The organism is Burkholderia cenocepacia (assembly GCF_900446215.1).
GTDB classification, from domain to species: domain Bacteria; phylum Pseudomonadota; class Gammaproteobacteria; order Burkholderiales; family Burkholderiaceae; genus Burkholderia; species Burkholderia cenocepacia.
Genome location: NZ_UAQZ01000001.1, coordinates 1,406,535 through 1,430,105, shown reverse-complemented (window position 1 = coordinate 1,430,105; position 23,571 = coordinate 1,406,535). Strand labels below are relative to the sequence as shown.

The following is a 23,571-nucleotide window of genomic DNA, read 5'->3' as shown; positions in this document are numbered from 1 at the left end:
CCGCCAATCCGCGCGTATCCAAGCATCTCGAAGCTTCGGGTGCAGAAGTCACGTCTTGTGGCCCCGGCGCTCTAGTTCGATCCTGGTACGCTCCAATTCTCGCGCGAACGTGGCCTCATCCGGGAGGATCATCTGATACTCAGCTGCGAGTATCTTGTTCGGAAGGTTGTCGAGTGCATAATGCGCCTCGGCCGCGCCTTTTTCAGCACACAGAATCAAGCCAACCGGGGGGTTTTCGCCGGGCTTCATCCAATGTTCACGTGCGTAGTTGAGGTAGAGATGCATCTGCCCCGCGTCCGCATAGCTGAAGCGCCCGACCTTCAAATCAATAATGAGCAGGCATCGCAAGCGCCGATGAAAAAACACGAGATCGACTCGAAACCAGGTGTCATCGATCCGTAGACGCCGCTGCCGGCCTATGAACGCAAAGTCATCGCCGAGCTCGAGGAGAAAATCCGCCAAGTGCTGGATCAAAGCCGCTTCGAGATCCGACTCCGAATATTCGTCCTTCATGTCAAGAAATTCGAGGACAAACGGATCGCGGATCGCTTCCTCAGGCGATAGAAAATCGCCGGGTTGCGCTACGGCCGCCTTTCCGAGCAAGGACGCCTTGTTGCGTGACAGCACCAGCCGTTCATAGAGCTGACTGCTGATCTGACGGTCAAGCTGCCGCACAGACCAGCCCTCACGCAGCGCTTCAGCCTCGTAAAAGTCTCGAGCAGCTTGCGCTTTCACCGCGAGGAGGCGAACGTAGGCGGACCAGGGCAACGGAAAAGCCTGAGCGATAGAATTCAGCTCAAACGCCCCGCCCGGCGGCGCCTTCACCGCCGCCTTGGTTGATTTTGCAGACGCTGTCGGGACAATCCGGGCGGGCGTGGATTGTGCAGACAGTGTCTGCACAATCCGATCCGCAGGCCACATCAAGTAAAAGGCGCGCATCTGTGCGAGATTGCGCCATCCGAAGCCGCGACCGAATCGCTCTGACAGATCGGCGCCCAAACGGCGGATCACCGCCTCGCCATAAGCGGCCCGTCCCTTCCCGCCCTGCTCGAACTCAACGATTCGTCGCCCGATCTCCCAATCGTCGCGCGAAGCGACGGCTCGCACGGTGATAGCTTCCGCTACTTCACCGTTGCCAATGGCATGAACAATGCCAGCGGGTCGCTAGTCAGCGGCGCGAAGCCGAAATGCCGGTAGAACGCCGCCGCCGTTTCGTCCTTTGCGTCAACCGTCAGAGCCACCGCAGCGATTTCGGACTTTGCGGCACGTTGCAGCGCGTTGACCAGCAGCGCTGCGCCGAGTCGCCTGCCGCGATATGCCTGATCGACGGCCAGGCGCCCCATGCGCACCACCGGGATCGCAGGATAACGGGGCAACTTGCGCGCGATGGCGTGCGGCAAATCCGTGAGCGCGACGCTGGCGGCAGACAGTGTGTAGTAGCCCGCGACGACGTTGCCGTCGAGCATCACGAAACAGGCGGCCACCCTGCGGCGTACGTCCTGCGTAACCACTTCGCGCAGATATCGATCAAGCGCGGGCGTGCCGCATGCGAATCGAGATCGATCATGAGCCGCCTCAAGGGCGGCCACTACCAACTGCGCACCGCTCATGCGTTACGCAGCAGTTGGTCGTGAAGATCGATCGCACGCTTAAGCGCCTCGACCGGCTCGGCGGGCGTCAGGATCGCGTGCGCGAACCGTTCCGATTCCGCGACCGACAGGCGGATCACTTCCGCGTCGGCAATCGCGCGTTGCGCCGCCTCCCGGGCGGCCGAGACGACGAAATCGGACATCGTGCGCCCCTGAATCTCGGCAGCGCGCCGGATCGCCGCGTGCACATCCGTTTCGATGCGGGCCTCAAATCGTGTGGTAGCCATGGTCATTCACCTCCTGACGCCATTGTACGGAAAATTGCCGGGGCGATCAAGGTGTACGGAAAATTGCCGGGTCACTATCGCGCAAAGTGAAAATGCAGGACGGCGTGTTTGACGCATCGCGAAGTCTGCCCGCACCCATGGACCAAAATAAAGTCGCCAAATTAGGGCCGGAAGCCTTGATCCGCGAGGGTTCCGGAGTGACGGAACTACATTGCACTATGTGACGGTCATCCGCTACCAGAAAGGCTTTGGCGGGCCGCCCAGCGATTCGCCGTGGGTGGAATGGGTGCGCCAACGTGGCGGCTGGAATCACATGTGCCGATAACACCTTGTTTTCACTGCGGCATGATGCCGCTCGCAAAGCTCCGTAGCGCGGAAATCGCAAGAGATGTCGGCACGGCGCCGGTCCCTCTTGCTCTCGATCCATCGAACCGAACCGGGATTCGTTGTCCGACAGCGGATCGGCACGCACATTGGAACGGGAAATTTCCCGCCTCACCACGGAATACAGAACTGTCATGACGTTTCCCCACTGGCTCAGCCTGGTCAAGGAAGTCCCGGATTTCCATGCCGTTCCTACGTTTAACCATATGGCGCAGCGGACACAGGAGACTCAACACCGCTATCCCGACCTCGTCACTGTGACCCGCGCGGACCTGTCTGGACAGGGCGAGCCGATCGACCTGATTTCGATCGGCGACGGGCCACTGTCCGCGCTGTTCATTGGCGCGCCGCATCCGAACGAACCGATCGGCTGCCTTCTGATCGACTACTTGATTGACCGCCTGTGTCGCGACCCGGCGCTGCGGCAGTCTCTGCCTTATCGCTGGCATTTCATCAAGGCGATCGAACCGGACGCTCTTCGACTCAATGAGGGCCGGTTTTCAGCCTATGGTGATCTCGGTGTCTATCTGAAGCACCTTTACCGTCCACCGTTCGCCGAACAGGCCGAATACACTTTCCCGTTCGAGCCGGATGATCGCCTCGCGCGCTACCCGCTGCCGGAAAATCTTGCCTGGCGCGCCGCGATCGAGCTCGCCAAGCCGGATTTCATGTACTCGCTGCATAACGCGGAATTCGGTGGCGTGTTCCACCTCGCCTTGGCGATGCCAGCGGAACTGGCCGCTACGCTCGCGGGCGTGAGTGGCCAGTACGGGTTGACGCTCAATTCCGTGGGCGAAGCTGCGCTCGGGCGGTGGGCCGACGGAATCTTTCAGTTTCGGGACATGGAAAAGGAGCGAATGCGAGCGCAAGAGGCCGCGGCCCTCGTACAGCCGGATGAACGTCCACTTGGCAATTCCAGTGCCGGCTACACGGCCAGTCGCGGCACCTTTTCGTTCGTCACGGAAGTGCCGTTTTGGGATCACGCACGCTTGCATGACGATGGGCGGTCAAACCGGTCCCTCGGCGAACTTGAGGCGGACCTCCGGGCGTGGAGCATGGATATTTTTCCGTTGGCGCGACGGGCGCTGTCCCTGGACTACGCGGCGACGAACGCAGCGGCCCTCAGTATCTGGCGGGGCCTGCGGGAATTCATCGGCAATTACGAAAAGGATTTTCCGCCCACGATGAGCGAATCGGAGCAGCAGCGCACATTGACGTGGGCCGAGTACACGATCCGTCACGTCACGGGCCGGCTGTTCCTGCTGCGGCTCGTCGCGCTCGCGCGCCGACTCTCCATGCTGGCACTGGACCGAGGGGAAGGGTTTCGCGTGAGCGCCGCGTGTTCGGATTTCCTGTCGCGTGAAATTGACCGACTCACCCACTCGGACCACCTGCAGCCGATTCCGCTCAGGACACTGGTTCAGATTCAACTTCACGCCGGGTTGAGCGTGCTGACGCATCTAGCGGCGCCGCGCGCCGGGTAGACACATCGTTAGTTGAAACTTAGACACAACTTTAGTTGCGCGGAGCGCCACAAGCCTGCGGCGTTCGCTCGATGTCACGAAATGAAGGGTAATATAGCCCTCAATATGTTCCCCTTCATTTCGCTAGACGCCGTCTCTCGAATGCCTTCTTCGGAATACCTTATCGCAATTGCGCGGCACTAAACCTACGGCAAAATTGTTCAGCCAGTCTCGCGTTGACACTATCGGAATCCAGCGGCGGCCACCGACCAACATCGCGCCGGTGCCGCTCCAAATCGTGTGCCGCGTATCAGCGATGCGGAACAATTTCACGCTGACAGCCCGTAGAAGAGCTTCCAGTCCAGCTCCTCAACGCGCCGCGCGCCGAGTTCCGTAAGCGCAGGATCAAGCGGGGTACGCCGTTCGAGGTCCGGATGCGGGGTCGACAAGAACTCACGTGCGTCATCCTCGTCGCTCCAGACAGAGGTGGCCGTCGCAACGATCCATGCGAGGCGCCCGGGACCGACCAGCCTTTCGACTTGACGTGTTTGCATAGCAAATCAAAACCGCATCCGCACGCCCGCTCCGACGCCATTTCCTGATGAGGCATGCGTAACCGTGTCATAGCGCCATGCCGCATAAATGTCTGTGCGTTTCGAGAGGGGGTAATCGTAGCCCAACGCGAACGTCGACCACCGGAGGCCGGAACCGGTGACAGGACGCCGCCGCGTGCCCGCCCACGACAGCAGCATACTGCCCATTCCGAATCGCGCGCTTGCTCCCACCTGCACGGTGTCGTCGGTCACGTTGCTATTGTTGCTCACCCGCTCGTACTGGAACATGAGCTTCGTTGCGTGGATCCGATAGGCACCGCCGACAAGCCATGCCGTTTGTGCCGTTGCACCATTCAGAAAAAGCGAAGCTGTGTGCAGACTTTGCACCGCGGCCGTTGCCGAAAACGCGCCGGCGAAGTAAAGCACATTGGCACTATAGTTCGCCTGCCCGGTGTGGCCGGCCACACCCGCATTGCTATAGAGTAGGCTTCCAGAAAGCCCTCCAACCTCCGGTGTCTGATACAACACCGAACTGTCGATCGCCGTATCGCTTTGCACGGAAGCCGCCCCCATGGCTGAGCCCAGGTATCCGTGTGAGATCATCGGCGAAAACGCGAACGAGTTACCGAATGGATTGAAGAGCAACGTGGAGACGAACAGGGGTGCCGTATTGCGCCCGATCGTCACCTCCCCAAAGCGTCCGCTCAGTCCGACAAAGGCATTGCGACCGAAGAACGACTGGCCATTGAATGAGCCGAGCTGACCAGCGTTGACTCTGAAAAATCCCTCCAGCGTGAACACCGCTTTCATGCCGTGGCCAAGATCCTCCGATCCCGTCACGCCCCAATATGACGTCGTCATCCCGCCTGAGCCTACCTGCCAGGCACTACCGGCCGCGCCTGGCGCATGCGTTTCGCCAACAAAGGCGTCGATCAAACCGTAAAGCGATACCGAAGAGTGGGCGTGGACGACGCCCGGAATGCCCCACATCCCAACCGAAACAGCGCAAGCGCGCGCCAAGCCCCAAACTATCTTCCGCATAGGTTCTCCTCCTCGTTGTTTGAATCGATCGCGCGCAACCGGGGCGACGCGTCTACGCGGACACGACGCGCGCGAGCGGCCGACCGTGCTCGGCCAATGCGATGGCCACCACGAGTTCATCTGGCGCAGGAGAATCCGGCACAATCAGCGATGCAGTATCGAAGTGATCGAAGTTCCACATGTCAACCGCGCCATGCAGCGGGATGTCCAGGCACGCACCCGCGGCGCCTCGCTTTGTGACCGACGGAATGAGCGATGTAGTCCCCGGTAGACAGGCACGTATCGCCTTGCCCATTCGTGGATGTAACAGCGCGGCCGCACACTCGAGCGGCACGGCCGTGCCCACCAAGGCGGCCTTGCCGTACACTTGAATGGCCCCGCGTTGCACACCCAGTGCACATCGGGCGTGCTCGGTCAGCGACGTCCCCAGCTCCGCACCGAGCTCGTACAGAGGCTCAAGAGGATCATCTAATCGCCAGATCTGCCGTGACAGGACAGCAGCTGCAATGGCCTGGCGGTGGGGTGGATAGATCGCGGTGTTCAACTCGGCGCGCCGCTCAACCAGATGCACCACGATCTTTGCGACTTGAACGCTCACGGGGTTACCTCCGTGGCCACTGCGTGCTCGCCCTGTAACAGGGGCGCCGTGGGAAACGCGCCGCGCGCCAACTCGTAGGCCCGTGCGGCACGCAGTACGAGTGCATCCGCGTGCAGGCGCCCAACGATCTGCACGCCCGTGGGCAAACCACCGGGCAGGCCGCACGGCACGCTCGCGGCAGGCAGCCCGGTCTGGTTGCACCACGATGTCTGCTGAGGTGCCGTCAGCAGTGTCTTCGGCAACCCGGGCACCGGCAGTGGGCCGCAGTGAAACACCGGTGTCACGAGCAAGTCGTAGCACTCGAAGAACGCAGCCATCTCGACACCCAGCAGATGACGTGCACGCAACGCACCGGCAAGTTCTGGCGCGGTGACTTGCAGACCGGCCTCCACAAGGACCTGTACGTCCGAGTCGAGCTGTGCACGTTGCGCCTCGCTCATCGCGCATGCACGTTGCGCAAAGAACACCGACCACTGAATCGCGTGCATGCGACTGTCCAGATAATTGGCCAGCGGCTTCACATCGACTTGCTCGACGTGCGCACCCAAGGCCTCGAATACATCCGCGGCCTGCGCGACACTCGCAGCGACCATGGGATCAACCGTCACGCCCGCAATGCCAGGGCAATACGCCACGCGCAGCCCGGCGACACCATGCTCCAGTCCAATGCGATAGTCCACCGGGCGATCTGACTCTGACTGCAAAGGATCGTGCGCTCCCGATGCAACGCTGAGCATCAACGCGGTGTCACGCACATTGCGCGCAATTGGCCCGAGCGTGGACAGTCGGGTCCAGGAGCCGGCTACGCCGGTCGGCACGAGATCGAACGTTGGCTTAAAACCTACGACGCCGCTCCAGCACGCCGGCACACGAATCGACCCGCCGCCGTCGGTGGCCAGCGACAACGCACCCATGCCAAGCGCGACCGCAACTGACGAGCCGCCGCTGCTGCCACCCGGCGTCACGCGCCGATCCCAAGGATTGCGGGTAATGCCGGTGAGCGGGGAATCCGTCACAATCTTGTTGCCGTATTCCGATGTCGTCGTTTTTCCGAACAACAATGCTCCGGCACGGCGCAGGCGCGAAACCGCAGGCGCATCGCTACGTTGCAGGGTGTCCGGGCTCGTCAATGAGCCATACCGCGTCGGAAATCCTTGTACATCGATGAGATCCTTGACCGATACTGGCACGCCATCGAGTAGCCCGAGCGGCTCACCGCGCATCCAGCGCTGCTCCGATTCGCGCGCTGCCTGCAGCGCCATATCTGCATGGAAGCTGCACATGCAATTCACGAGCGGATCAAACTGCTGGATGCGCTCCAGCACTGCCTCCATACACTCACGCGGCGACAGTGCATGACGTCGATACTCGACAAGCAACGTCTCTGCGCTCATCATGGATATATCATTCATATCGCACTCCTTAGTGATATAGACAAATTAATGACGGGATGTCGTGACCGCTTTATCCCTGACAGGTCGGCAAAATCGGTCCGACTGAATCCAAAAGCGCAAAGCTGTTATCCGCCTGCGCCTGAGCGATGCGCGTCATGCATGTGACGTGATCGCCCGCTCGGCTCACGCCCGTCTTACCGCGCGGCAAATTCAGCGAAATGCCCGACAATGCCGTCTTGACATGCATGACCTCGACGCTGCCAGCGTCTTGTGCGGCCTGCGCAAAGAGTCGAATGCCCGCGTACGTGCATTCCCCGTGAGGCAGCATCACCGCATAGGGGCCTAACCGCAGCGCACGGGTGTCGGCCACGCGCGCGGTGTAGCGCGCAAGAAAGCGATGATTTTCAGTACTATCGATGCTCATAAAGTACGATGACACACCGATGGCGCCCGTTGATGCGCCCGCAGTTGCAATCGATAGCGATTCGTGCGCGATGTCCGTGACCAACTGTGGCCTCATCGCAAATGACCGATACTGTTTGACAAACGTGACCGGATCATCGCCGATGCTGTGCCATACCAGTTGCGGCTGCTGTGCCGCAATTCGTTGAAGCACGGCACCGTAATCGCGCGTGCCGAACGGCAACCAGTACACGTTCAACAAGCGGCCACCGTGGCGAGATACGGCCGCCTCCAGCGCGGGCACCAGCACCTTGCGGTTGCTGCCGACGTCCGAGACGACCGCGCTGACACTCTTTCCACCACCACGCATGAGCCACGTAATGAGCGGTTCAACCCGCTGAGCAACACTCAGACCGGTACTTAACAACAGCGGATCACAGCGACCCTCGTCGAAATTCGGATAGACGACAAGACGCGCGGCCGTCTTAGCGGCCTGCAGCGCCGCCTCGCGCTCGGACGGCAGCACCATGCCTGTGAGCATCGCCACTTCGTCACGCATCAATAGCTGCCTGGCCTTCTCGAGCGTCACTGCCGTCGACATCTGCGTATCTTCGACGGCCAGTTCGAGCGGTCGCCCAAGCAGTCCGCCAGCAGCGTTGATTTCCTCAATGGCGAGCATCGCACAGTGCCGATTGGTTTCCCCGACCCGGGTGAGTGGACCGCTCAACGGCGCAAGCAATCCGATCTTGATCGGCGCTGCTGCTCGGACAAGATTCGGACAAACGGCGGCGCTGAACACCCCAAGCGCGCCCCAAAGGGCAGATCGCGAAAAGTCACGTCGATTCATGTAGGTTCTCTTTCAACAAACGCCGCTTGCGAATCAGCCGTTCGTTCAGCAGCAGGTGACAAGAATTGGGCCAACGGGTGCGCGCTGTCCGTTCCGCGGTGCGGCTCGATTTTTCCCGCATGGGCGAGCCGCCCGTTCTTGAGCACAATGCATCGCTGCGCGCAGCGCAAGACGAGGTCAAGATTCTGTTCGACAAGCAGCACCGCCAGCTTCGAACGACGGCACAGCACCGGGATCACATCGCCGATCAGCTCGACAAGATTGGGTTGCACGCCGTCAGAAGGCTCGTCCAGCAACAACAGTTTCGGTCGACCACACAAGGCACGCGCGATAGCCAGTACCTGTTGCTCGCCGCCCGACAACGTCCCGCCATGTTGCGACAGCCGGGTTTTCAATACCGGGAAATACTCGAACAGCTCATCCAGAATCTCGGCGTCGCCAGCCGCTGCGGTTCCCATCATGAGGTTCTCGCGCACCGTGAGCTTCGGAAAAATCCATCGCCCCTGCGGCACCAACCCGATGCCCAGTCGAGCGATTTCATGCGCGCGCATGCCGTTGACGACGTGCTCGCCAAAGCGAACCTCGCCGCTCACGTGCGGCAAAAAGCCCATGATCGCCTTCACAAGCGTCGTTTTTCCCGCTCCATTGCATCCGAGCACTCCGACCACTTCGTTGGGCTGAACGGCAAGCGTGATCTGGTGCAAGACAGCAATGTCGCCGTATCCAGCCGACAGATTTTCAATGTGCAGCATGACTTGCCCCCTGCCCCAGATAAATGCGTCGGACTTCCTCGTCCTTCGCGATGTCGTCGTAGCGCCCTTGGCGAACGATTTGACCGCGGTGCATAACCCACGTCTCGCAATCAAGCGACTGCACGAAATGCAGGTCATGTTCGATGGCAAGTACCGCACACTGCTCACGCAGGCGGTGGATGAGATGCACAAGCCGCTGAGCATCAGTGGCGGATAAACCCGCAGCGGGCTCGTCGAGCAGCAACAATGCGGGGCGACACATCATCGCCATGCCGATTTCCAACCACTGGCGCTCGCCGTGTGGCAGATGCATCGCCAGCATGTCGGCTTGCGCGGCAAGGCCGATTTGCTCGAGAACGCCATCGAGGTCCCGCATCGAAAACGCCTGTCGATTCGACACACCGAGCGCGGCCACTTCGAGGTTCTCGCGTACGCTCATCGTCTGGAAGACATTCGTTCCCTGGAATTTCCGTACGACGCCACGCCTGCAGTATTGATACATCGGTCGACCAGTCATTCGCTCGCCCGCCAGATACAGCTCGCCGGCCCCAGGCACAATCGCGCCCGACATCAGCCCAACCAGCGTGCTTTTTCCAGCGCCGTTCGGGCCGATGACGCAAAGCAAGTCTCTCGCGCCAATTTCTACGTCAACGCCCGCGATCGCGTTAATGCCACCGAATGCACGGTACAGTCCAACACCTTTGATGATCGGCGCGTTCATCACGACCCTCCTTCAACGCGCTGCGCACAAGAGCGCGGCATGCGTTTGAGCGATATTCCAGTGAATTGGCGCAGTCCCTTGAGCATGCCCCCCAGACGCACACCGTTCGGCAGGCAAAGCACGCACGCGAGAAAAACTGCGCCGAGAATAAGCGGCCACCACTGTGTGCTCAGACTGGACGCACCATGCTTGAGTAGCGTCAGGCCGACAGCGGCGAGCACGGGACCGCCCAATGAGCCACGTCCGCCTATGGCAACCCAGAGGATGACTTCGGTGGCCAATACCGGCGAAAACACATCGGGCGCAACAACGCCCGCGGTTGCTGCCATCAAGCAACCCGCCACCGCGGCCAACACCGCCGAGGCCGTAAACATCAACAGGAGATGCCAGGATGTGTGATATCCGCACGCCAGCGCGCGCCATTCGTTCGTCGAGATCGCCGCGAGCACCTTCCCGTATCGGCTGCGACAAAGCAGCCACACCACTCCAAGCAGCGCAACGAGGATTGTCGCGACGGCATACCAGGACGCGACTGGGCCGCTCAAATCGAGTGTGTGCCCCGCAAGCTGGAAGGACAGCCCCGGAATACCGAGCAAGCCCGTGTCTCCGCCTGTTACCGACTGCCAGCTCGTTGCAAGCTGCTGCGCGATAATCAGCACCGCCATACTGAGAATGGCAAAGAAATGCAGCCTCACCCCTGCATACAGCAAGAAGTAACCGAGAACGGCAGCTGCGACCGCAGCACAGGCAAGGCCAGCGAGAAATCCGACTAACGGCGTCTGCCCAAACTGGACCGTAGTCACGGCGAAGCCGTATGCTCCAATGCCGAAGAAGGTCGTGTGACCCAGCGTCAGTACACCGGCACGCCCCCACAGCAGGTCATAACTGAGCGCCAATATCGCCAATACGAGTGCATCGCGTATCACGGTGAGTTCATACGCCCCAACGACAAGCGGCAGAATCGCGCCGGCCACAACGATCGCAAAACCCGTCATAACCGGAGACACATCACTGCCGCTCAAGGCGGGTTGTGACAACCAAGTCCGCGCACGAGAAAAATGACGATCGAACATTTCCTTACCCCTTTCCGAGAAGCTGATGCGCCGCACTAAAGCCGGGGAGCAGACCCTGCGGCCGGAAACGAATCAGGACAATGGATACAATCAGAACGATCGCCGACGCGAGCGACGGATCAACGCGATAGCCAGCAAGGTCTCGATCGTGCCGACAAACGCGCTGCCGAGTATGCTGCCGGCCACCGAGCCGATCCCACCCAGCACGATCACGAAGAACGCCTTGGCAAGATAGGACATCCCGAGATGGGACTCCACCGACACCATGGGCGCCACCAGAACACCGGCGAGCGAAGCGAGTGCGGCGCCACCACAAAAGGCCACCCGATTCAGCCTTCTGGTATTGATACCGACAGCCTCAGCCATCGCCGGATGTTGGATGACCGCGCGCAGCTTCGTACCAAAACGCGTACGGGTGAACAGCACCCAGCATCCAGCGGTAACAGCCAGTGCCACACCGATCACGAACATCCGATAAGCAGGATAGCTGCCGCCCGGCACTTCAACGGTTGCATTGAACGGCGCATAGACCAGCGTCGGCTGAGTACCGAAGACGAGCTCAATCGCCTTCTGAACGATCAGACTGACCGCGTAGGTCGCCAGTAGCGTATCCAGTGGACGGGCATAGAGCAGTCTGATGACGAAGCGCTCAAGACACCACCCGAGACCCGCGCCGACAATCGGCGCGGCGAGCAACGCAGCCCAGAATGCGTGTTGACCTCCCACGGACTGCGCAACCGCCAATGTATAAGCCCCCATCGTCACCCACTCGGCATGCGCGAGGTTCACGATATCCATCAGGCCGAACACGATCGCAAGGCCCAATGCCACAAGCGTAAGCACGCTAACGTAACTAAGAATGTTTAAGATCGTCGCCATTACTCCAAATCCCGTGTTCAATGACCGCCCAACCCACCCAGCCCTCGCCAGGCGTGTGACAGCGAAGCCCACCAAGACGACACAGAGATGATGCATGCCGCCACCCAAACTAAGTAATGCTTAGCCTGCAGACTAAGAAATACTTAGCAAAAAGTCCATTAAAAATTAAGAAACTCTTAGGATGCGTCGGACCTTATCGACATCCTCGATCTTTCCCAAGCGTCTCAGAGAGGCACGTCTACGCTCGGGCCTGAGCCAGGAACAGCTCGGCATCGAAGCCGGAATTGATGAATTCTCGGCAAGCGCACGCGTGAATCAGTACGAGACCGGCAAACACGCGCCCAAGCTTCAGACGGCCCACCGTCTCGCCCGAGTACTCCACGTCCCAACCAGCTTCCTATACGAAGGCAATGACCTCCTTGCGCGGCTTCTCGTCGCGGCTGCACCACTACCGCAGGACAGCCTAGAAGCACTTCTCGAATACGCTGAGCGACTGTCACGAACCGCCGCCTCCTGATTCCCGACAACGCCCGAACTAAGAGTTACTTAGCAAACCGGGCAATCGATTCCTGGACACTTGATGCATGTCCAGCGACTCGACCGTCACCTCTGTGTTTTCAAAACGCCTGAAGCAGGCGCGGTTGCGTACCGACCTCACCCAGGAACAGCTTGGCATTCTGGCTGGAATCGACGAATTTTCCGCCAGCGCTCGCGTCAACCAGTACGAGAAGGGCAAGCATGCTCCAACCGTACAGACCAGCCAGCGGCTCGCCCGAGCGCTTCTCATTCCGACAAGCTTCCTGTACGAGGAGGACGACTTGCTGGCCAACCTTCTCCTAATTGCTGGGCGACTGAGCAAAGAAAAGAAGCGGGCCCTAGTCGCCGCGGCAGAATCGCTCGCGCAAGAATAGCCCGTCACTCCCGTCGGTGAATAGCCCAACCACTGCGCACTTTATCAGGGCCCTTGGAGACGAAGTTCGCACACGTCGCCAAACAAAGAAGCTTACCCAAGTAGGCCTCGCGACGCGGGCCAACGTCCATCCGAACACGATCTCTTTGGTTGAGCGTGCCCAAATAGTCCCCAAGATCGACGCTCTGCTTGCGCTTGCTGCAGCCCTCGATACCTCTCTCTCGCAGTTGGTTAAAGCAGCAGAGACTCGGACAGACCTTCGCCAGACCCCGTCGGCCTCACACAAACAACAACCATGAGCCTCTCGCCGGCGGCGATCAACCACTCGTTACTTACAAGCCGTTCACCAACGATCGCCGCTGCTTTGGAATAAACCTCGCCGGCCTCGACCTGACGCGATGAACCGCCTCGGAGATCGCTCGGACCAGCACGTGCGCAGCTTCGATCCTGACGTCTATTTATTATCATAAATTTACGATCGAATATCTCACACGGTCAAGCAACAAAATGTCAGCGTTTACCCGGGTAATTTCCTCCAAGCTCCTCGCCTACTACCCTCACGAAGCGCATACCCACTCTCATTTATTTTATTTATTGTAATTAATTAGCCCATTGTGACTGATATGCCGTGAATTTCGGCGAGCATCCGCAGACCATGCGATGGCGGAACCGTGCTGTCGGTGGATGCCGCCTCAGGACGCGTCGCGGCTCATCTGCGTATCGAGTTCGGAGTCGAGCACAAGCTTTTGCCTCAACGCGGCATGTACTTTCCGCAGTTGTGCCTCGGCCTCGTCCATATGCGCGGCCATCAGGCGCTCCACTGCCTGAGCATCGCGCCGCCGTGCAGCCTCGAGAATTGCACGGTGCGCAGCGAGCGTCGTACGGCCGAACGCCTGATAGTCACGCTGCGTGACGTTGCCCGCCACAATCACCAGCGAGTGCAGCATCTGATTGATGATCCGGCAAAGGCACCGCAAAAACGCGTTCGGATGAGCCGCGGCCAGCACGTCGTGAAAATGGATATCCTCGCAGCGCTGATCAAGCGCCTGCTCGTGGCCGGCCACAAACGGCTCGCACACTGAAATGCTGCGCTCGAGTGCTTCGAAATCTGCATCAGTCAAATGCGCTACTGCGCCAGCAGCGACAATCGGCTCGAGCGTGCGTCGCACCGCATAGAGCTCCTCGAGCGTGACGTTCTCGAAGAACAAATAGTTCTGCAGTGCTTGGAATGCCCGCGCAAGCGGCACACGCGTAATTGTGGCGCCTCCCTCGGGGCCTGTACTGAGGCTCACGAGTCCCTGCACTTCCAGTGCCTTGAGCGCATCGCGCATTGAGCCGCGGCTCACGTTGAACATCTGCTGTAGCTCAGCTTCCTTGTTCAGTCGCTTGCCCGGGCGCACCCGCCCGTCGTTAATCCAACCCTTGATCAGCTCGGCCACCTGATCGCCCCGCTTGGTCGTACGCGGGCCGCGTTTGTCCGGCGGCATAGATTGCGTTTTACGCGTTGCTCGTTGTCGTCCTGCCATGTTAGTCACGTCCGTGGTTGGCCAGCGTCATCCAATATCGGCGCATTATCGGGCATCCCTGTCGTCGCTGGCGAAAATCCGTGGCCGGCCTCACCCAACGCCACCCTCCCTAGGTTGGGAGGTAGCCAACCCTCCCTCAGATGCCTACGCTGCATGTCACACGGCATGGACGCCGCGCAAGCATGTCGTCCATGCCACGCCATCGGCCGGCGCGCGTGCGCCATTCGGAACGATCGGACATGCCAGACGCTCTGCAAACATCACAACCGTGCCATGAGGTCGCAACGCTTAAGGTGGCCTTGGCAGCCTCCGGGCTGGATCTCGATCGACTGTGCGCGCAAATACGCGCACATCGCGACGAAGCGGATCGTACCGGACAAATTCCTGCAACGTTCTGGCAAGGCGATACGGTCCGCGCTTTGAATCTGAATCTCGTGCCGAGCCAATTCGGGGGATGTCCCGGGGTGCAATCGCTCGTCTCACGCGTGATGTTGATGGAATATCTGGGCTACGCGGACGCCGCGCTCGCGCTGGCCCTGCCCGGCCCAGGGCTTGCCATGCCTCCGGTTCTCGCGCTCGCCAACGAACAGCAGCAGGCAGCATTCTTCGCAGGCTTTCACAGCGACGCGCCACGCTGGGGTGCGTTTGCGATTACGGAGCCCGATTGCGGGTCCGACGCAACAGCCATGCGGACGTCGGCCCGAAAAACCGCGCACGGCTGGGTGCTTAATGGCACCAAATGTTTCATCACGAACGGCGCGCGCGCGAACACGATCATCACGTTCGCAACGATCAACCGCAACGCGGGCCGCTTCGGCATCCGGGCATTTCGCGTCGAGCATGACACGCCGGGGTTCTCGGTCATGCGTGTCGAACATATGGCCGGGCTGCGGGCCAGCCAACTGGCCGTGCTGTCGTACAGCGATTGCGAAGTTCCTGACGATGCTTGCCTCACGCGCGACGACCAAGCGCCATTGAGCGATGCGTTTTCCGGCGCGCAACGGTCATGGGACTATTTTCGGCCGCTGCTCTCCGCAGTGATGGTCGGCACGTGTCGGCGGGTACGTGACGAACTCACAGCCTATTTCGAATCAGGCTCACATCCGGCCGACCCGCGATGCACTCCCGGCGACGTCGACGTGCATCTTTTGGATCTCGACCGGCATATCACGACCGCGCGCCTGCTCTGTCATCACGCCGCATGGCTCGCAGATCAGGGGCAGCCGAGCGCCATGCACGCCTCGATGGCCAAGGCATACGCTGCACGCGAGACGGCCCACGTCACTCGAACCGCACTCGCGCTCGTTGGGCTTGGCGGTATCGCGCATTGTCCATCGCTCGAACAATGCTGCCGAGACGCCAAGGCGTTCGACATCATGGAGGGCACCGGCGACATGCAGCGGCTGATGATCGCCCGCGCTGCCCAACGCGCGCCGCAATTGCCGTGGGAGTCTTCAGACCCGCTTGCACATTCGGCCGCCTTGCCGCGTGCATGACCTTACCTGCCCTTCATACCGGAGACGTTCATGACATCCGATTCCGTATCAAATCGTCCTGACGATATTGCTACCGCCCTCAAATCCTGTCTGTTGTCAACGCTCGGCACGCATCTGAGCGCCGAGCTCATCGAGGGCGACACAAACCTTTTCGACCTTGGTGTCGATTCAATGAACATGACTGAGCTTCTGCTGCAAGTGGAGCAGCGCTTCAAGTTTATGCTTGACCCTGAAGATCTGAGCAGCGACCTCTTCCTGCGATTCGACAACCTGGTTGCATTCGTCGCCTCCCATGCTCCCTCAAACTGAGTCCAGGGTTCCGGCACCCAGGATCGTCGCGACCGCTCAGTACATTCCATTCGCACGCAGCGCGCACCCTACACTCACCGACGTGAGCTCGCCGCTGGGGCAACGCCCGTTTGATTCCGTGATGCAAGCGGTCTATGGCGACACACTACGCTGGCGTGATGAATGTGAGCCCCAACGCGCTCCGAAGGCGCCTTCGCCGCCTACGCTTTCAGACGAACTCGCCGTAGCAGAGTCGAATCTCTCACTGTCCGACATGGCACTATGCGCGGCACGCCTGTTGTATGACGGTGCCTCACAACTTCCCCGGCCAGACCAGATCATCGTTTGCTCGACCAGCTTCGAACATGATCTGGCATTGTCCTGTGCGGGACGTTTGCATCACGAGCTCGCATCGCGTCGCCCGCCATTCGCGATCGGGCAGCTTCGGGACGTCTCGTTTGCAACGGCGCTCGATCTCACGCTAGCCATGATGGATGCGGACATCGAGCTCAATACCGTCCTGATTGTCGCGGCCGAGCGCTGGCTCCCCCCTTTTTCTCGGCACGTTCACTTACACACGCTCCTCGCCGATGGAGCCGCTGCCGCTCTCGTGACACGCCATCCGGCACCTGGCTGGCGCGTGCGCGGCCTAACCATCTGTACGCCGGCCACGCCCAGCAGCTCCAGCGTCATCGCAACGCCTGTCGATTCCGCCACGCTCATGGGCGCCATCAACAAGGCGCTGGCACGAGCTGCCTGTCAGGCCACACAAATGGACTGGATTGTCCCAGCGAAGACGGATAACCGACTATTGCGCAGTATCCGCACGCACGGTGACTTGCCGCTCGAGCGCATCTGGCTCGCAGATGACACGCCCGGCCATCTTTGCGCAGCACACACACCTGCGCGTCTTGATAGCCTCACACGGGCTGTCTCGCCGCGCGATGACCAACATCTGCTTATATGGTCTACAGGATTTCACGGCCAAGTCGCCTGTGCGATTCTTCAATTCTGCGAAGCGCCATCATGATAACGAGTCCCTTCTCGCTTTCCGCGGTCGCCCACAGTCTGCCGGCTCGAACCGTACACGTAAATCAGTGGGTCGAACGTTGCGGTCTGTCTGACGCGAGCGCTCGTGCACTGCGCGATCACGGTGTGGGGCAGTTCCACGACGCCGAGGGCGAGTCCCCAGCAAATCTGGCCGTACGTGCTATCACGACACTTTTGCGCGAAACCGCCACACCACGCTCAACAGTCGATGCCCTCATTCACACGCATACGATACAGACGGGCGTGCTCGCACCACCTGCCGGTACGGCCCATTACATTCAACGCCATTGCGGACTGAACCGGGCATTGACGTTTTCCGTCACGCAGCAGCAGTGCGTGTCTCCGATGGCAGCCATCCGGGTGCTGCTCGCGCTTGCGGCGCGATATCCCACTATCGAGCGCGCCATCGTCGTGTGTGCGGATGTCATTGGTTCGGGCTGCGATCGACTTCGCGCGATCGGGGACTTGGCGCTGCATAGCGACGGCGCATGCGCGTTGCTACTTGAACGGGGGGCCGAACACAACGTCATCGCCAGCTTGCATCTATATACCGATGCGCGCTTCTTTCGCGGTACGGACGACACCTTGCAGCCGATTCCCGACGATCGGTATTACTGGTCGGCCTTTACCACCATGCGCGCAGCTATTCGCCAGGCAAACATCGCACCCGACGACATCGCGCACGTACTACCCCATCACGTCAATCTACCCGGCTGGGCACGGTTGATGGGAATGCTCACCATTCCCGAGACGCGGCTATTCACCGCGAATTTCGGCACGGTCGGCCACGCATTCGGTGCGGATCCGTTCATCAATTTCGAGACCTGTCGCAACCAGCAGGCCGGTGAATGGTCGTTGCTTTTTTCCAGCGGTCTGGCCGGCTGCTTCGGCGCCCTGGTGATTCGTCATTGACGACCACCGAGCATCTTCCTCAACCCGACGACTCCATTCCACACCATGCGAAACATACTTGACCTCGTGCAAGCAACTGCACATCAGGCACCCGATTCGCACGCGATCGTATTCGGCGATATCCGCCTGAGCTACCAGGAACTTGTCGAGCGCGCATGTGCACTTGGCCACGCGATCGCCTCGCTCGGCATCGCGCCTGGCGCACGTATCGGCATCTTTCTGGACAAGCGCATCGAAACCGTCGTGTCGCTGCTCGGTATTGCCGCCACGGGCTGCGTTTTTGTGCCGATCAATCCGCTGCTCAAACCGCAACAGGTCGCACATATCCTGCACGACTGTGGCGCGATCTGCCTGATTACCAGCGCAATGCGTGCACGCTTGTTGGCCGAGAACGGGCCGCTCGCCCTCACCCATACGATCCTCACAGATGCCCCCGATGAAACGGCACCTACATACGACGGGACTGCACGGGTCCGTCGTTGGAGTGAGTGCTTCGCCCGGGACGCTATCGACACGCAACCAAAAGCATCCGATGTCCCGACATCTGGCATTGACACGGACCTCGCGGCCATTCTCTATACATCCGGCTCGACGGGGCGACCCAAGGGCGTCATGCTCAGCCACCGCAACCTGCTCGAAGGTGCGTGGAGCGTCGCTCATTATCTGAACCATACGTGCGCCGATCGAATCCTGGCCGTCCTTCCGCTTAGCTTTGATGCAGGCCTGAGCCAACTTACGTCGGCCTGGGCAAGCGGCGCCACCGCTGTCCTTGTCAATTATCTCGGCCCACAGGACGTGATAGAGGCCTGCGCGCGCGAGCGTATCACCGCAATCACAGGCGTGCCTCCGTTGTGGATGCAACTGGCCCATGCTCGCTGGCCCGATGCAGCGTGCGCCACGCTGCGCTACTTTGCCAATACCGGTGGCCGCATGCCCAGGGCAGTACTGCAACGCCTGCGCGTGCTGTTTCCGCAGGCCAAACCCTACCTCATGTATGGTCTGACCGAGGCGTTCCGCTCGACCTACCTCGACCCCGCCGAAGTCGATCACCGTCCTGACTCGATCGGCAAGGCCGTGCCCAATGCACGCATCTTGGTCGTGCGCCCCGATGGTTCGCGGTGTGCGCCTGAGGAACCGGGCGAACTTGTACACGTCGGCGCGTGCGTCACGATGGGCTACTGGGGTGATGCAGCGCGAACCTCCGAGCGCTATCGTCCCTCTCCCGAGCAAAAGCCTGGCGGGGCTGCACCGGACACTGCGGTCTGGTCTGGAGACCTTGTGCGACGCGATGCGCACGGCTTTCTGTATTTCATTGCGCGCAACGACGCGCAAATCAAGAGTTCCGGCTACCGGATTAGCCCGGAAGAAGTCGAGGAAATCATCCACGAAAGTGGTCTTGTTTCCGAAGTCGCCGCCGTGGGTGTACCCGATGATGCGCTCGGCGAGACGATCACGCTGGTCGTCGTGCCGGCAGTCACGCCGTTTCTCGCCCAAACGCTGCTGTCGTGGTGCAAGCAACGCCTGCCCAGCTACATGGTGCCGCATCGCATCATCGTTCAGACGGACATCCCGCACAACGCCAACGGCAAATTCGATCGCGTGGCCTTGCGAGACGCACTCGTGAGCGCGCCGAATAACCAAGCGAGGCCAATATGAATCGATCATTGACTCGCCGCCATGACGTCCTGTTCGCCGACAGTATCGATGTCACGCGGCTTGCCAATCGTGCAGGTTCCACACCCTTTTTCATCTATGCGCGCGCCGCAATCGACGCCCGCGTGTGCCAGTTGCGTGCAAAACTGCCGGCGTCGATACAGTTGCATTACTCGATCAAGGCCAACCCAATGCCTGCTGTCGTACACCATCTGGCCACGCGAATCGACGGCTTTGACGTGGCCTCCGGCGCCGAGTTGGCATTGGCGCTCAACGCAGGCATGCCGCCTGATCAGATCGGCTTTGCAGGTCCGGGCAAAACACGTGAGGAGCTACGGTGTGCAGTGGCCAGCGGCGTGAACGTGCATATCGAATCGCTCACTCAACTGCATCTGGTGGCAGCCCTTGGCTGGGAGCTGGGCCTGCGCCCAAACGTGACAATTCGCGTGAACCCGGATTTTCAGACTACGCATGCCGGCATGCGCATGGGTGGGGGAGCAACTCAGTTCGGCATCGACGCCGAACAAGTCCGTAAGCGCCCGAGCAGTACCGTAGTGCAGGTTGTTGACCGCGGAGCTCCGCGACGCTATCGGATGGGCTCGACGCGAGCAGTAGGCGGCAGCGATGGTGCGACGTTCCACGGGAGCAGTTCGTCGACCCGGTTGGCCGGATGGTCGGCGATGCGCTCGAGCACGTAGGCGAGATACGCCTCGGGATCGAGGCCGTTCAGACGTGCCGTGCCGATCAGGCTGTACATCGCGGCGGCACGTTCGCCGCCAGAGTCGGCGCCGGCGAACAGATAGTTCCGCCGTCCGAGAGCGACGCCTCGCAATGCTCGCTCGGCGATCAGGTTGTCGATCTCCGTACACCCATCGCTGCAGTAGTAGACGAGCGCCGGCCAGCGATTCAGCGCGTACCGAATCGCCTTGGTCGTGTCAGATTTTGCAGAGAGCGTGGCAAGCGTCGCTTCGAACCAGCGCTTCATGTCGTCGAGTAGCGGCACCGCCCGCGCTTGGCGCACACTGCGCCGTTCGTCGGGCGGCTTGCCGCGGATCTGCTCTTCGATCTTGTAGAGCGCACCGATCCGCCGCAGCGCCTCCTCCGTCACGGCGTTGGGGCGCACCGCATGCAGGTCGTGGATCTTCCGGCGCGCGTGAGCCATACATGCGGCTTCCTGGACGCGGCCGTCGAGATACAGCTCGGCATAGCCAGCGAACGCGTCAGCCTGCAGCACGCCGGCGAAGTCAGCGAGATGTCGCTGCGGATGCTCACCACGGCGATCAGGCGTGTAGGCGAACCAGGCCGCCGGCGGTTCGTCGGAGCCACTCTGCCGATCATCGCGCACGTAGACCCAGAGGCGTCCTGTCTTCGTACGACCGTTGCCCGGCACCAGCACCGGTAGCGGAGTGTCGTCCGCATGCACCTTACCGCAGGCCAACGTGTAGCGGCGCACGGCGTCGACCAACGGTGCGAGCAGCGCCGTGATGCTACCCATCCAGTAGCCCATCGCGCCGGGATCGATCTCGACGCCGTCACGCGCGTACATCACCGCCTGGCGGTGCAGCGGGAGGTGGTATGCGAACTTCGACACGGCGATGTGGGCGAGCAGCGCCGGACCCGGGATGCCCCGATCGATTGGGCGGCTCGGCGCCGCGGCCTGCACGATGCGGTCACAGCGCGCGCAGGCCAGCTTCGGGCGGCGATGACGGATCACACGGAAGTGCGCACGCACGTATTCGAGTTGCTCCGCGATGTCTTCGCCCAACGGCTTGAGCTGCCCACCGCAATCGGGGCAGTCATCATCGGCGGGCAGATGGACGCGCTCTTCGCGTTCAAGATGTCCGGGTAGCGGCTTGCGGCTCGCACCTTCGCGGCGCGGCCGCTTTGCCTCGGGAGCGGCAGACGCATCGGCGGCGCCTTCGTCAGCCTGCAGATCCTCCAGCCGCAATTCGAGCTGTTCGATCTGGAGATCTAGTTTCTCCGATTTCCGGCCGAACTGCATTCGGCGCAGTTTCGCGATCGTGAGCTTCAGATGCTCGATTTCGAGAGCCCGCGACGAGAGCTGCTTTCGCAGCTCAGCTACCTGAGCATCACGCTCAAGCAGCAACGCTCTCAGAGCGTTGATGTCGTCGGGCAGCGCGGTCGAGGTTGATTCCATGAGGACAGTTTACGACTGCCCGCGATCACGCGAACGCCAGTTAACAATGGTTTACAGCGCGCTACGTGGACGCACGGCTTCGACCGGCTGTCGCCAATCGAAGCCCTCGAGCAACAACGACAGCTGCGCGGTTGTCAGCGCGACCACACCAGAGTCGGCACGGGGCCAAGCAAAGCGTCCTTTTTCGAGCCGCTTCGCCAATAAACATAGCCCGCCGTCGCTCCAATACAAGCACTTCAGCAGGTCACCGCGCTTGCCCCGGAACACGAACACGTGTCCAGAGAACGGATCTTTCTCCAGCACCGTCTGTACCTTCGCGGCCAACGAATTGAAGCCGCATCGCATATCGGTGACGCCCGCCGCGATCCAGATCCGCGTGTTTTGAGGCAGACCGATCATCGTAGAATGCGATCGAGAACAGAACGCAGCACGTCGGGGTCCGGCGCGCCTTCGATGCGAATCGACGTCTTGCCATGCTGAATCTGGATCGAGCCGGACGGTATGTTGTCGGTCTCAGTCGGCACCTCGAGCGCCATCGACGGCTGAGACGGTTCGTTGACGACAACCGGCAGCATTGCGTCTGGAATCGCATCGTCCGTTAGCAGGCCTTGCGCATGGAGGCGGCGCCATGCCCACACCTGATTGGCATTGATGCCGTTCTCGCGAGCAACACGGGCGACCGACGCGCCGGGCTCGAATGTCAGCGCGACGATGGTCCGCTTCCATTCCGTCGGATGTCGGCGAGTTTGCCGTTTCGGCGGGATCTCGACTGTCTGAGTCACTCTGTCCACAACTCCTATCGTGGACACGACCGGTCATTCGTGTCCTTCACAGGACATCATGGCACTCGTCACCGAGCGTTCACAGACGGTACTGGTCTCGTGCTTACACAAGTCCCGGCACTACTGCAAGAACTGGGCACATGTGACGTGACACTGGCGGGTTTTCACGTCTTCTGGGGTTCGCAGTGCCTGCACCCGGCTACCATCGTCGAAGCACAGCGGCGCAGTGCCGAGCTCGTCATGAAGCTCGCATCCGATTTGCCACTGCCGCCCCGATACGTGAATCTGGGCGGCGGTTTTGGCATTCCCTATTTCGAAGGCGAAGTACCGCTCGATCTCGATGCCGTCGCCCAGCCAATGCACGCTTGGCTCTCGCGCATGCACCGCGCTTTGCCCGGTGTGCGCCCCGTGCTCGAATTCGGGCGTTACCTGGTCGGCGAGGCCGGCGCCTATGTATGCCGCGTCATCGATCGAAAAGTTTCACGCGGCACCACCTTCCTTGTCACCGACGGCGGCCTGCACCACCACCTCGCGGCCTCGGGCAACTTCGGGCAGGTACTGCGCCGCAATTTGCCAGTGGTACTCGGCAATCGGCTCGGCGATACACCGACTGAGCGATGTCACATCGTCGGCTGCTCGTGCACTCCGCTTGATCGCATCGTCGACGACGTGCTGCTCCCCGAAGCTCACATTGGCGACTTCGTTGTCGTTCTGCAATCGGGCGCCTACGCGCGCTCGGCAAGTCCCCGGGATTTCCTCGGTCATCCCGAAGCAATCGAGATGCTCGTCTGACACCGATGACTCACACCCAA

At 60.9% G+C, this 23,571-nt stretch carries 25 protein-coding genes and 3 pseudogenes; 11 read left to right on the top strand and 17 right to left on the bottom strand.

All coding sequences use genetic code 11. From position 1 onward, the window contains the following. Window positions 1-48 precede the first annotated feature (48 nt). The 3 genes from DTA15_RS06590 to DTA15_RS06580 are packed head-to-tail and all read right to left on the bottom strand — an operon-like array spanning window position 49 to window position 1,876. Window positions 49-1,140 (bottom strand): PDDEXK nuclease domain-containing protein, encoded by a 1,092-nt coding sequence (locus DTA15_RS06590; RefSeq protein WP_227743198.1) that lies wholly within the window; start codon window positions 1,138-1,140, stop codon window positions 49-51. Next, window positions 1,122-1,610 carry a GNAT family N-acetyltransferase gene (locus DTA15_RS06585; RefSeq protein WP_011548487.1) on the bottom strand — a complete coding sequence of 163 codons (489 nt, stop codon included), beginning with the start codon at window positions 1,608-1,610 and terminating at the stop codon, window positions 1,122-1,124. The genes DTA15_RS06590 and DTA15_RS06585 overlap by 19 nt, the downstream gene beginning before the upstream one ends. Next, complete coding sequence (locus DTA15_RS06580; RefSeq protein WP_012493055.1) at window positions 1,607-1,876, bottom strand: type II toxin-antitoxin system TacA family antitoxin; 270 nt, start codon at window positions 1,874-1,876, stop codon at window positions 1,607-1,609. The genes DTA15_RS06585 and DTA15_RS06580 overlap by 4 nt, the downstream gene beginning before the upstream one ends. Before the next feature lie 518 nt (window positions 1,877-2,394). Here DTA15_RS06580 and DTA15_RS06575 point away from each other — a divergent pair. Beyond that, window positions 2,395-3,744 (top strand): M14 family metallopeptidase, encoded by a 1,350-nt coding sequence (locus DTA15_RS06575; protein WP_006488424.1) that lies wholly within the window; start codon window positions 2,395-2,397, stop codon window positions 3,742-3,744. Between the two features lie 237 nt (window positions 3,745-3,981). On the opposite strand, the pseudogene DTA15_RS39425 reads toward DTA15_RS06575, so the two are convergent. The 10 genes and pseudogenes from DTA15_RS39425 to DTA15_RS06525 all read right to left on the bottom strand — a co-directional run. Then, window positions 3,982-4,056: pseudogene (locus tag DTA15_RS39425) on the bottom strand (RES domain-containing protein); the annotation flags it as partial. After that, window positions 4,053-4,238 (bottom strand): annotated as a pseudogene (locus tag DTA15_RS06565) (antitoxin Xre/MbcA/ParS toxin-binding domain-containing protein); the annotation flags it as partial. The pseudogenes DTA15_RS39425 and DTA15_RS06565, both read right to left, overlap by 4 nt. 45 nt (window positions 4,239-4,283) lie before the next feature. Further along, window positions 4,284-5,318, bottom strand: coding sequence for a porin (locus DTA15_RS06560; RefSeq protein ID WP_012493053.1), 1,035 nt, complete (start codon window positions 5,316-5,318; stop codon window positions 4,284-4,286). A 52-nt stretch (window positions 5,319-5,370) separates the two neighbouring features. Further along, on the bottom strand, window positions 5,371-5,916 hold the full coding sequence (locus tag DTA15_RS06555) for an amino acid synthesis family protein (RefSeq protein ID WP_012493052.1): 546 nt from the start codon (window positions 5,914-5,916) through the stop codon (window positions 5,371-5,373). Continuing rightward, window positions 5,913-7,328, bottom strand: coding sequence for an amidase family protein (locus tag DTA15_RS06550; RefSeq protein ID WP_006491536.1), 1,416 nt, complete (start codon window positions 7,326-7,328; stop codon window positions 5,913-5,915). Before DTA15_RS06550 ends, DTA15_RS06555 begins: the two co-directional genes overlap by 4 nt. A gap of 52 nt (window positions 7,329-7,380) precedes the next feature. Further along, window positions 7,381-8,559 carry an ABC transporter substrate-binding protein gene (locus tag DTA15_RS06545; RefSeq protein WP_006491539.1) on the bottom strand — a complete coding sequence of 393 codons (1,179 nt, stop codon included), beginning with the start codon at window positions 8,557-8,559 and terminating at the stop codon, window positions 7,381-7,383. Further along, a complete protein-coding gene (locus DTA15_RS06540) occupies window positions 8,556-9,311 on the bottom strand; it encodes an ABC transporter ATP-binding protein (RefSeq protein ID WP_006488332.1) in 756 nt (251 codons plus the stop codon). The genes DTA15_RS06545 and DTA15_RS06540 overlap by 4 nt, the downstream gene beginning before the upstream one ends. Next, window positions 9,298-10,032, bottom strand: a complete 735-nt coding sequence (locus tag DTA15_RS06535; protein WP_006488423.1) for an ABC transporter ATP-binding protein — start codon at window positions 10,030-10,032, stop codon at window positions 9,298-9,300. The genes DTA15_RS06540 and DTA15_RS06535 overlap by 14 nt, the downstream gene beginning before the upstream one ends. Further along, window positions 10,032-11,105, bottom strand: a complete 1,074-nt coding sequence (locus DTA15_RS06530) for a branched-chain amino acid ABC transporter permease (protein WP_012493051.1) — start codon at window positions 11,103-11,105, stop codon at window positions 10,032-10,034. Before DTA15_RS06530 ends, DTA15_RS06535 begins: the two co-directional genes overlap by 1 nt. A 4-nt stretch (window positions 11,106-11,109) precedes the next feature. After that, window positions 11,110-11,984, bottom strand: a pseudogene (locus DTA15_RS06525) (branched-chain amino acid ABC transporter permease). A 181-nt stretch (window positions 11,985-12,165) separates the two neighbouring features. Here DTA15_RS06525 and DTA15_RS06520 point away from each other — a divergent pair. The 3 genes from DTA15_RS06520 (at window position 12,166) to DTA15_RS06510 (ending at window position 13,193) form a co-directional block, all read left to right on the top strand. Next, window positions 12,166-12,501, top strand: coding sequence for a helix-turn-helix transcriptional regulator (locus DTA15_RS06520; protein WP_012493049.1), 336 nt, complete (start codon window positions 12,166-12,168; stop codon window positions 12,499-12,501). 67 nt (window positions 12,502-12,568) lie between these two features. Further along, window positions 12,569-12,895, top strand: a complete 327-nt coding sequence (locus tag DTA15_RS06515) for a helix-turn-helix transcriptional regulator (protein WP_012338904.1) — start codon at window positions 12,569-12,571, stop codon at window positions 12,893-12,895. A gap of 16 nt (window positions 12,896-12,911) precedes the next feature. Next, window positions 12,912-13,193, top strand: coding sequence for a helix-turn-helix domain-containing protein (locus DTA15_RS06510; protein WP_012493048.1), 282 nt, complete (start codon window positions 12,912-12,914; stop codon window positions 13,191-13,193). 393 nt (window positions 13,194-13,586) lie between these two features. On the opposite strand, the gene DTA15_RS06505 is transcribed toward DTA15_RS06510, so the two are convergent. Next, window positions 13,587-14,420 (bottom strand): FadR/GntR family transcriptional regulator, encoded by an 834-nt coding sequence (locus DTA15_RS06505; RefSeq protein ID WP_006491538.1) that lies wholly within the window; start codon window positions 14,418-14,420, stop codon window positions 13,587-13,589. A gap of 239 nt (window positions 14,421-14,659) precedes the next feature. Between DTA15_RS06505 and DTA15_RS06500 the strand changes: the two genes are divergently transcribed. The 6 genes from DTA15_RS06500 to DTA15_RS06475 all read left to right on the top strand — a co-directional run bounded on the left by DTA15_RS06500 (window position 14,660) and on the right by DTA15_RS06475 (window position 20,517). Further along, entirely contained in the window at window positions 14,660-15,916 is a 1,257-nt protein-coding gene (locus tag DTA15_RS06500) for an acyl-CoA dehydrogenase family protein (protein ID WP_012493047.1), read from the top strand. Between the two features lie 30 nt (window positions 15,917-15,946). Further along, window positions 15,947-16,225: an acyl carrier protein gene (locus DTA15_RS06495; RefSeq protein WP_006488281.1), complete on the top strand. Its 279-nt coding sequence runs from the start codon at window positions 15,947-15,949 to the stop codon at window positions 16,223-16,225. A gap of 121 nt (window positions 16,226-16,346) precedes the next feature. Next, a complete protein-coding gene (locus tag DTA15_RS06490; protein ID WP_227743180.1) occupies window positions 16,347-17,234 on the top strand; it encodes a 3-oxoacyl-[acyl-carrier-protein] synthase III C-terminal domain-containing protein in 888 nt (295 codons plus the stop codon). Then, window positions 17,231-18,166 carry a 3-oxoacyl-[acyl-carrier-protein] synthase III C-terminal domain-containing protein gene (locus tag DTA15_RS06485; RefSeq protein WP_012493045.1) on the top strand — a complete coding sequence of 312 codons (936 nt, stop codon included), beginning with the start codon at window positions 17,231-17,233 and terminating at the stop codon, window positions 18,164-18,166. Before DTA15_RS06490 ends, DTA15_RS06485 begins: the two co-directional genes overlap by 4 nt. 45 nt (window positions 18,167-18,211) lie before the next feature. After that, entirely contained in the window at window positions 18,212-19,822 is a 1,611-nt protein-coding gene (locus DTA15_RS06480) for an acyl-CoA ligase (AMP-forming), exosortase A system-associated (RefSeq protein ID WP_041494533.1), read from the top strand. Then, entirely contained in the window at window positions 19,819-20,517 is a 699-nt protein-coding gene (locus DTA15_RS06475) for a type III PLP-dependent enzyme domain-containing protein (protein ID WP_227743179.1), read from the top strand. Before DTA15_RS06480 ends, DTA15_RS06475 begins: the two co-directional genes overlap by 4 nt. On the opposite strand, the gene DTA15_RS06470 is transcribed toward DTA15_RS06475, so the two are convergent. From DTA15_RS06470 to tnpA, 3 genes are read right to left on the bottom strand one after another with little or no spacing between them, the layout of a single operon-like run. Next, a complete protein-coding gene (locus DTA15_RS06470) occupies window positions 20,406-21,977 on the bottom strand; it encodes an IS66-like element ISBcen14 family transposase (protein WP_006482547.1) in 1,572 nt (523 codons plus the stop codon). The genes DTA15_RS06475 and DTA15_RS06470 overlap by 112 nt on opposite strands. Window positions 21,978-22,028: 51 nt before the next feature. Then, window positions 22,029-22,376: an IS66 family insertion sequence element accessory protein TnpB gene (gene tnpB, locus DTA15_RS06465; protein WP_006481825.1), complete on the bottom strand. Its 348-nt coding sequence runs from the start codon at window positions 22,374-22,376 to the stop codon at window positions 22,029-22,031. Beyond that, window positions 22,373-22,759 carry an IS66-like element accessory protein TnpA gene (gene tnpA / locus DTA15_RS06460; RefSeq protein WP_006481758.1) on the bottom strand — a complete coding sequence of 129 codons (387 nt, stop codon included), beginning with the start codon at window positions 22,757-22,759 and terminating at the stop codon, window positions 22,373-22,375. Before tnpA ends, tnpB begins: the two co-directional genes overlap by 4 nt. Between tnpA and DTA15_RS06455 the strand changes: the two genes are divergently transcribed. Further along, window positions 22,712-23,551 (top strand): type III PLP-dependent enzyme domain-containing protein, encoded by an 840-nt coding sequence (locus DTA15_RS06455; protein ID WP_006488402.1) that lies wholly within the window; start codon window positions 22,712-22,714, stop codon window positions 23,549-23,551. The two genes, tnpA and DTA15_RS06455, sit on opposite strands and share 48 nt — an antisense overlap. Window positions 23,552-23,571 lie beyond the last annotated feature (20 nt).

Coding starts and splice junctions, on each gene's coding strand:
- DTA15_RS06540 (WP_006488332.1), bottom strand. CDS start 9,311: ATGCTGCACATTGAAAATCTGTCGGCTGGATACGGCGACATTGCTGTC.
- DTA15_RS06480 (WP_041494533.1), top strand. CDS start 18,212: ATGCGAAACATACTTGACCTCGTGCAAGCAACTGCACATCAGGCACCC.
- DTA15_RS06515 (WP_012338904.1), top strand. CDS start 12,569: ATGTCCAGCGACTCGACCGTCACCTCTGTGTTTTCAAAACGCCTGAAG.
- DTA15_RS06455 (WP_006488402.1), top strand. CDS start 22,712: ATGTCGGCGAGTTTGCCGTTTCGGCGGGATCTCGACTGTCTGAGTCAC.
- DTA15_RS06545 (WP_006491539.1), bottom strand. CDS start 8,559: ATGAATCGACGTGACTTTTCGCGATCTGCCCTTTGGGGCGCGCTTGGG.
- DTA15_RS06585 (WP_011548487.1), bottom strand. CDS start 1,610: ATGAGCGGTGCGCAGTTGGTAGTGGCCGCCCTTGAGGCGGCTCATGAT.
- DTA15_RS06535 (WP_006488423.1), bottom strand. CDS start 10,032: ATGAACGCGCCGATCATCAAAGGTGTTGGACTGTACCGTGCATTCGGT.
- DTA15_RS06470 (WP_006482547.1), bottom strand. CDS start 21,977: ATGGAATCAACCTCGACCGCGCTGCCCGACGACATCAACGCTCTGAGA.
- DTA15_RS06575 (WP_006488424.1), top strand. CDS start 2,395: ATGACGTTTCCCCACTGGCTCAGCCTGGTCAAGGAAGTCCCGGATTTC.
- DTA15_RS06475 (WP_227743179.1), top strand. CDS start 19,819: ATGAATCGATCATTGACTCGCCGCCATGACGTCCTGTTCGCCGACAGT.
- DTA15_RS06520 (WP_012493049.1), top strand. CDS start 12,166: ATGCGTCGGACCTTATCGACATCCTCGATCTTTCCCAAGCGTCTCAGA.
- DTA15_RS06495 (WP_006488281.1), top strand. CDS start 15,947: ATGACATCCGATTCCGTATCAAATCGTCCTGACGATATTGCTACCGCC.
- DTA15_RS06530 (WP_012493051.1), bottom strand. CDS start 11,105: ATGTTCGATCGTCATTTTTCTCGTGCGCGGACTTGGTTGTCACAACCC.
- DTA15_RS06490 (WP_227743180.1), top strand. CDS start 16,347: ATGCAAGCGGTCTATGGCGACACACTACGCTGGCGTGATGAATGTGAG.
- DTA15_RS06485 (WP_012493045.1), top strand. CDS start 17,231: ATGATAACGAGTCCCTTCTCGCTTTCCGCGGTCGCCCACAGTCTGCCG.
- DTA15_RS06560 (WP_012493053.1), bottom strand. CDS start 5,318: ATGCGGAAGATAGTTTGGGGCTTGGCGCGCGCTTGCGCTGTTTCGGTT.
- DTA15_RS06500 (WP_012493047.1), top strand. CDS start 14,660: ATGCCAGACGCTCTGCAAACATCACAACCGTGCCATGAGGTCGCAACG.
- DTA15_RS06550 (WP_006491536.1), bottom strand. CDS start 7,328: ATGAATGATATATCCATGATGAGCGCAGAGACGTTGCTTGTCGAGTAT.
- DTA15_RS06580 (WP_012493055.1), bottom strand. CDS start 1,876: ATGGCTACCACACGATTTGAGGCCCGCATCGAAACGGATGTGCACGCG.
- DTA15_RS06505 (WP_006491538.1), bottom strand. CDS start 14,420: ATGGCAGGACGACAACGAGCAACGCGTAAAACGCAATCTATGCCGCCG.
- tnpB (WP_006481825.1), bottom strand. CDS start 22,376: ATGATCGGTCTGCCTCAAAACACGCGGATCTGGATCGCGGCGGGCGTC.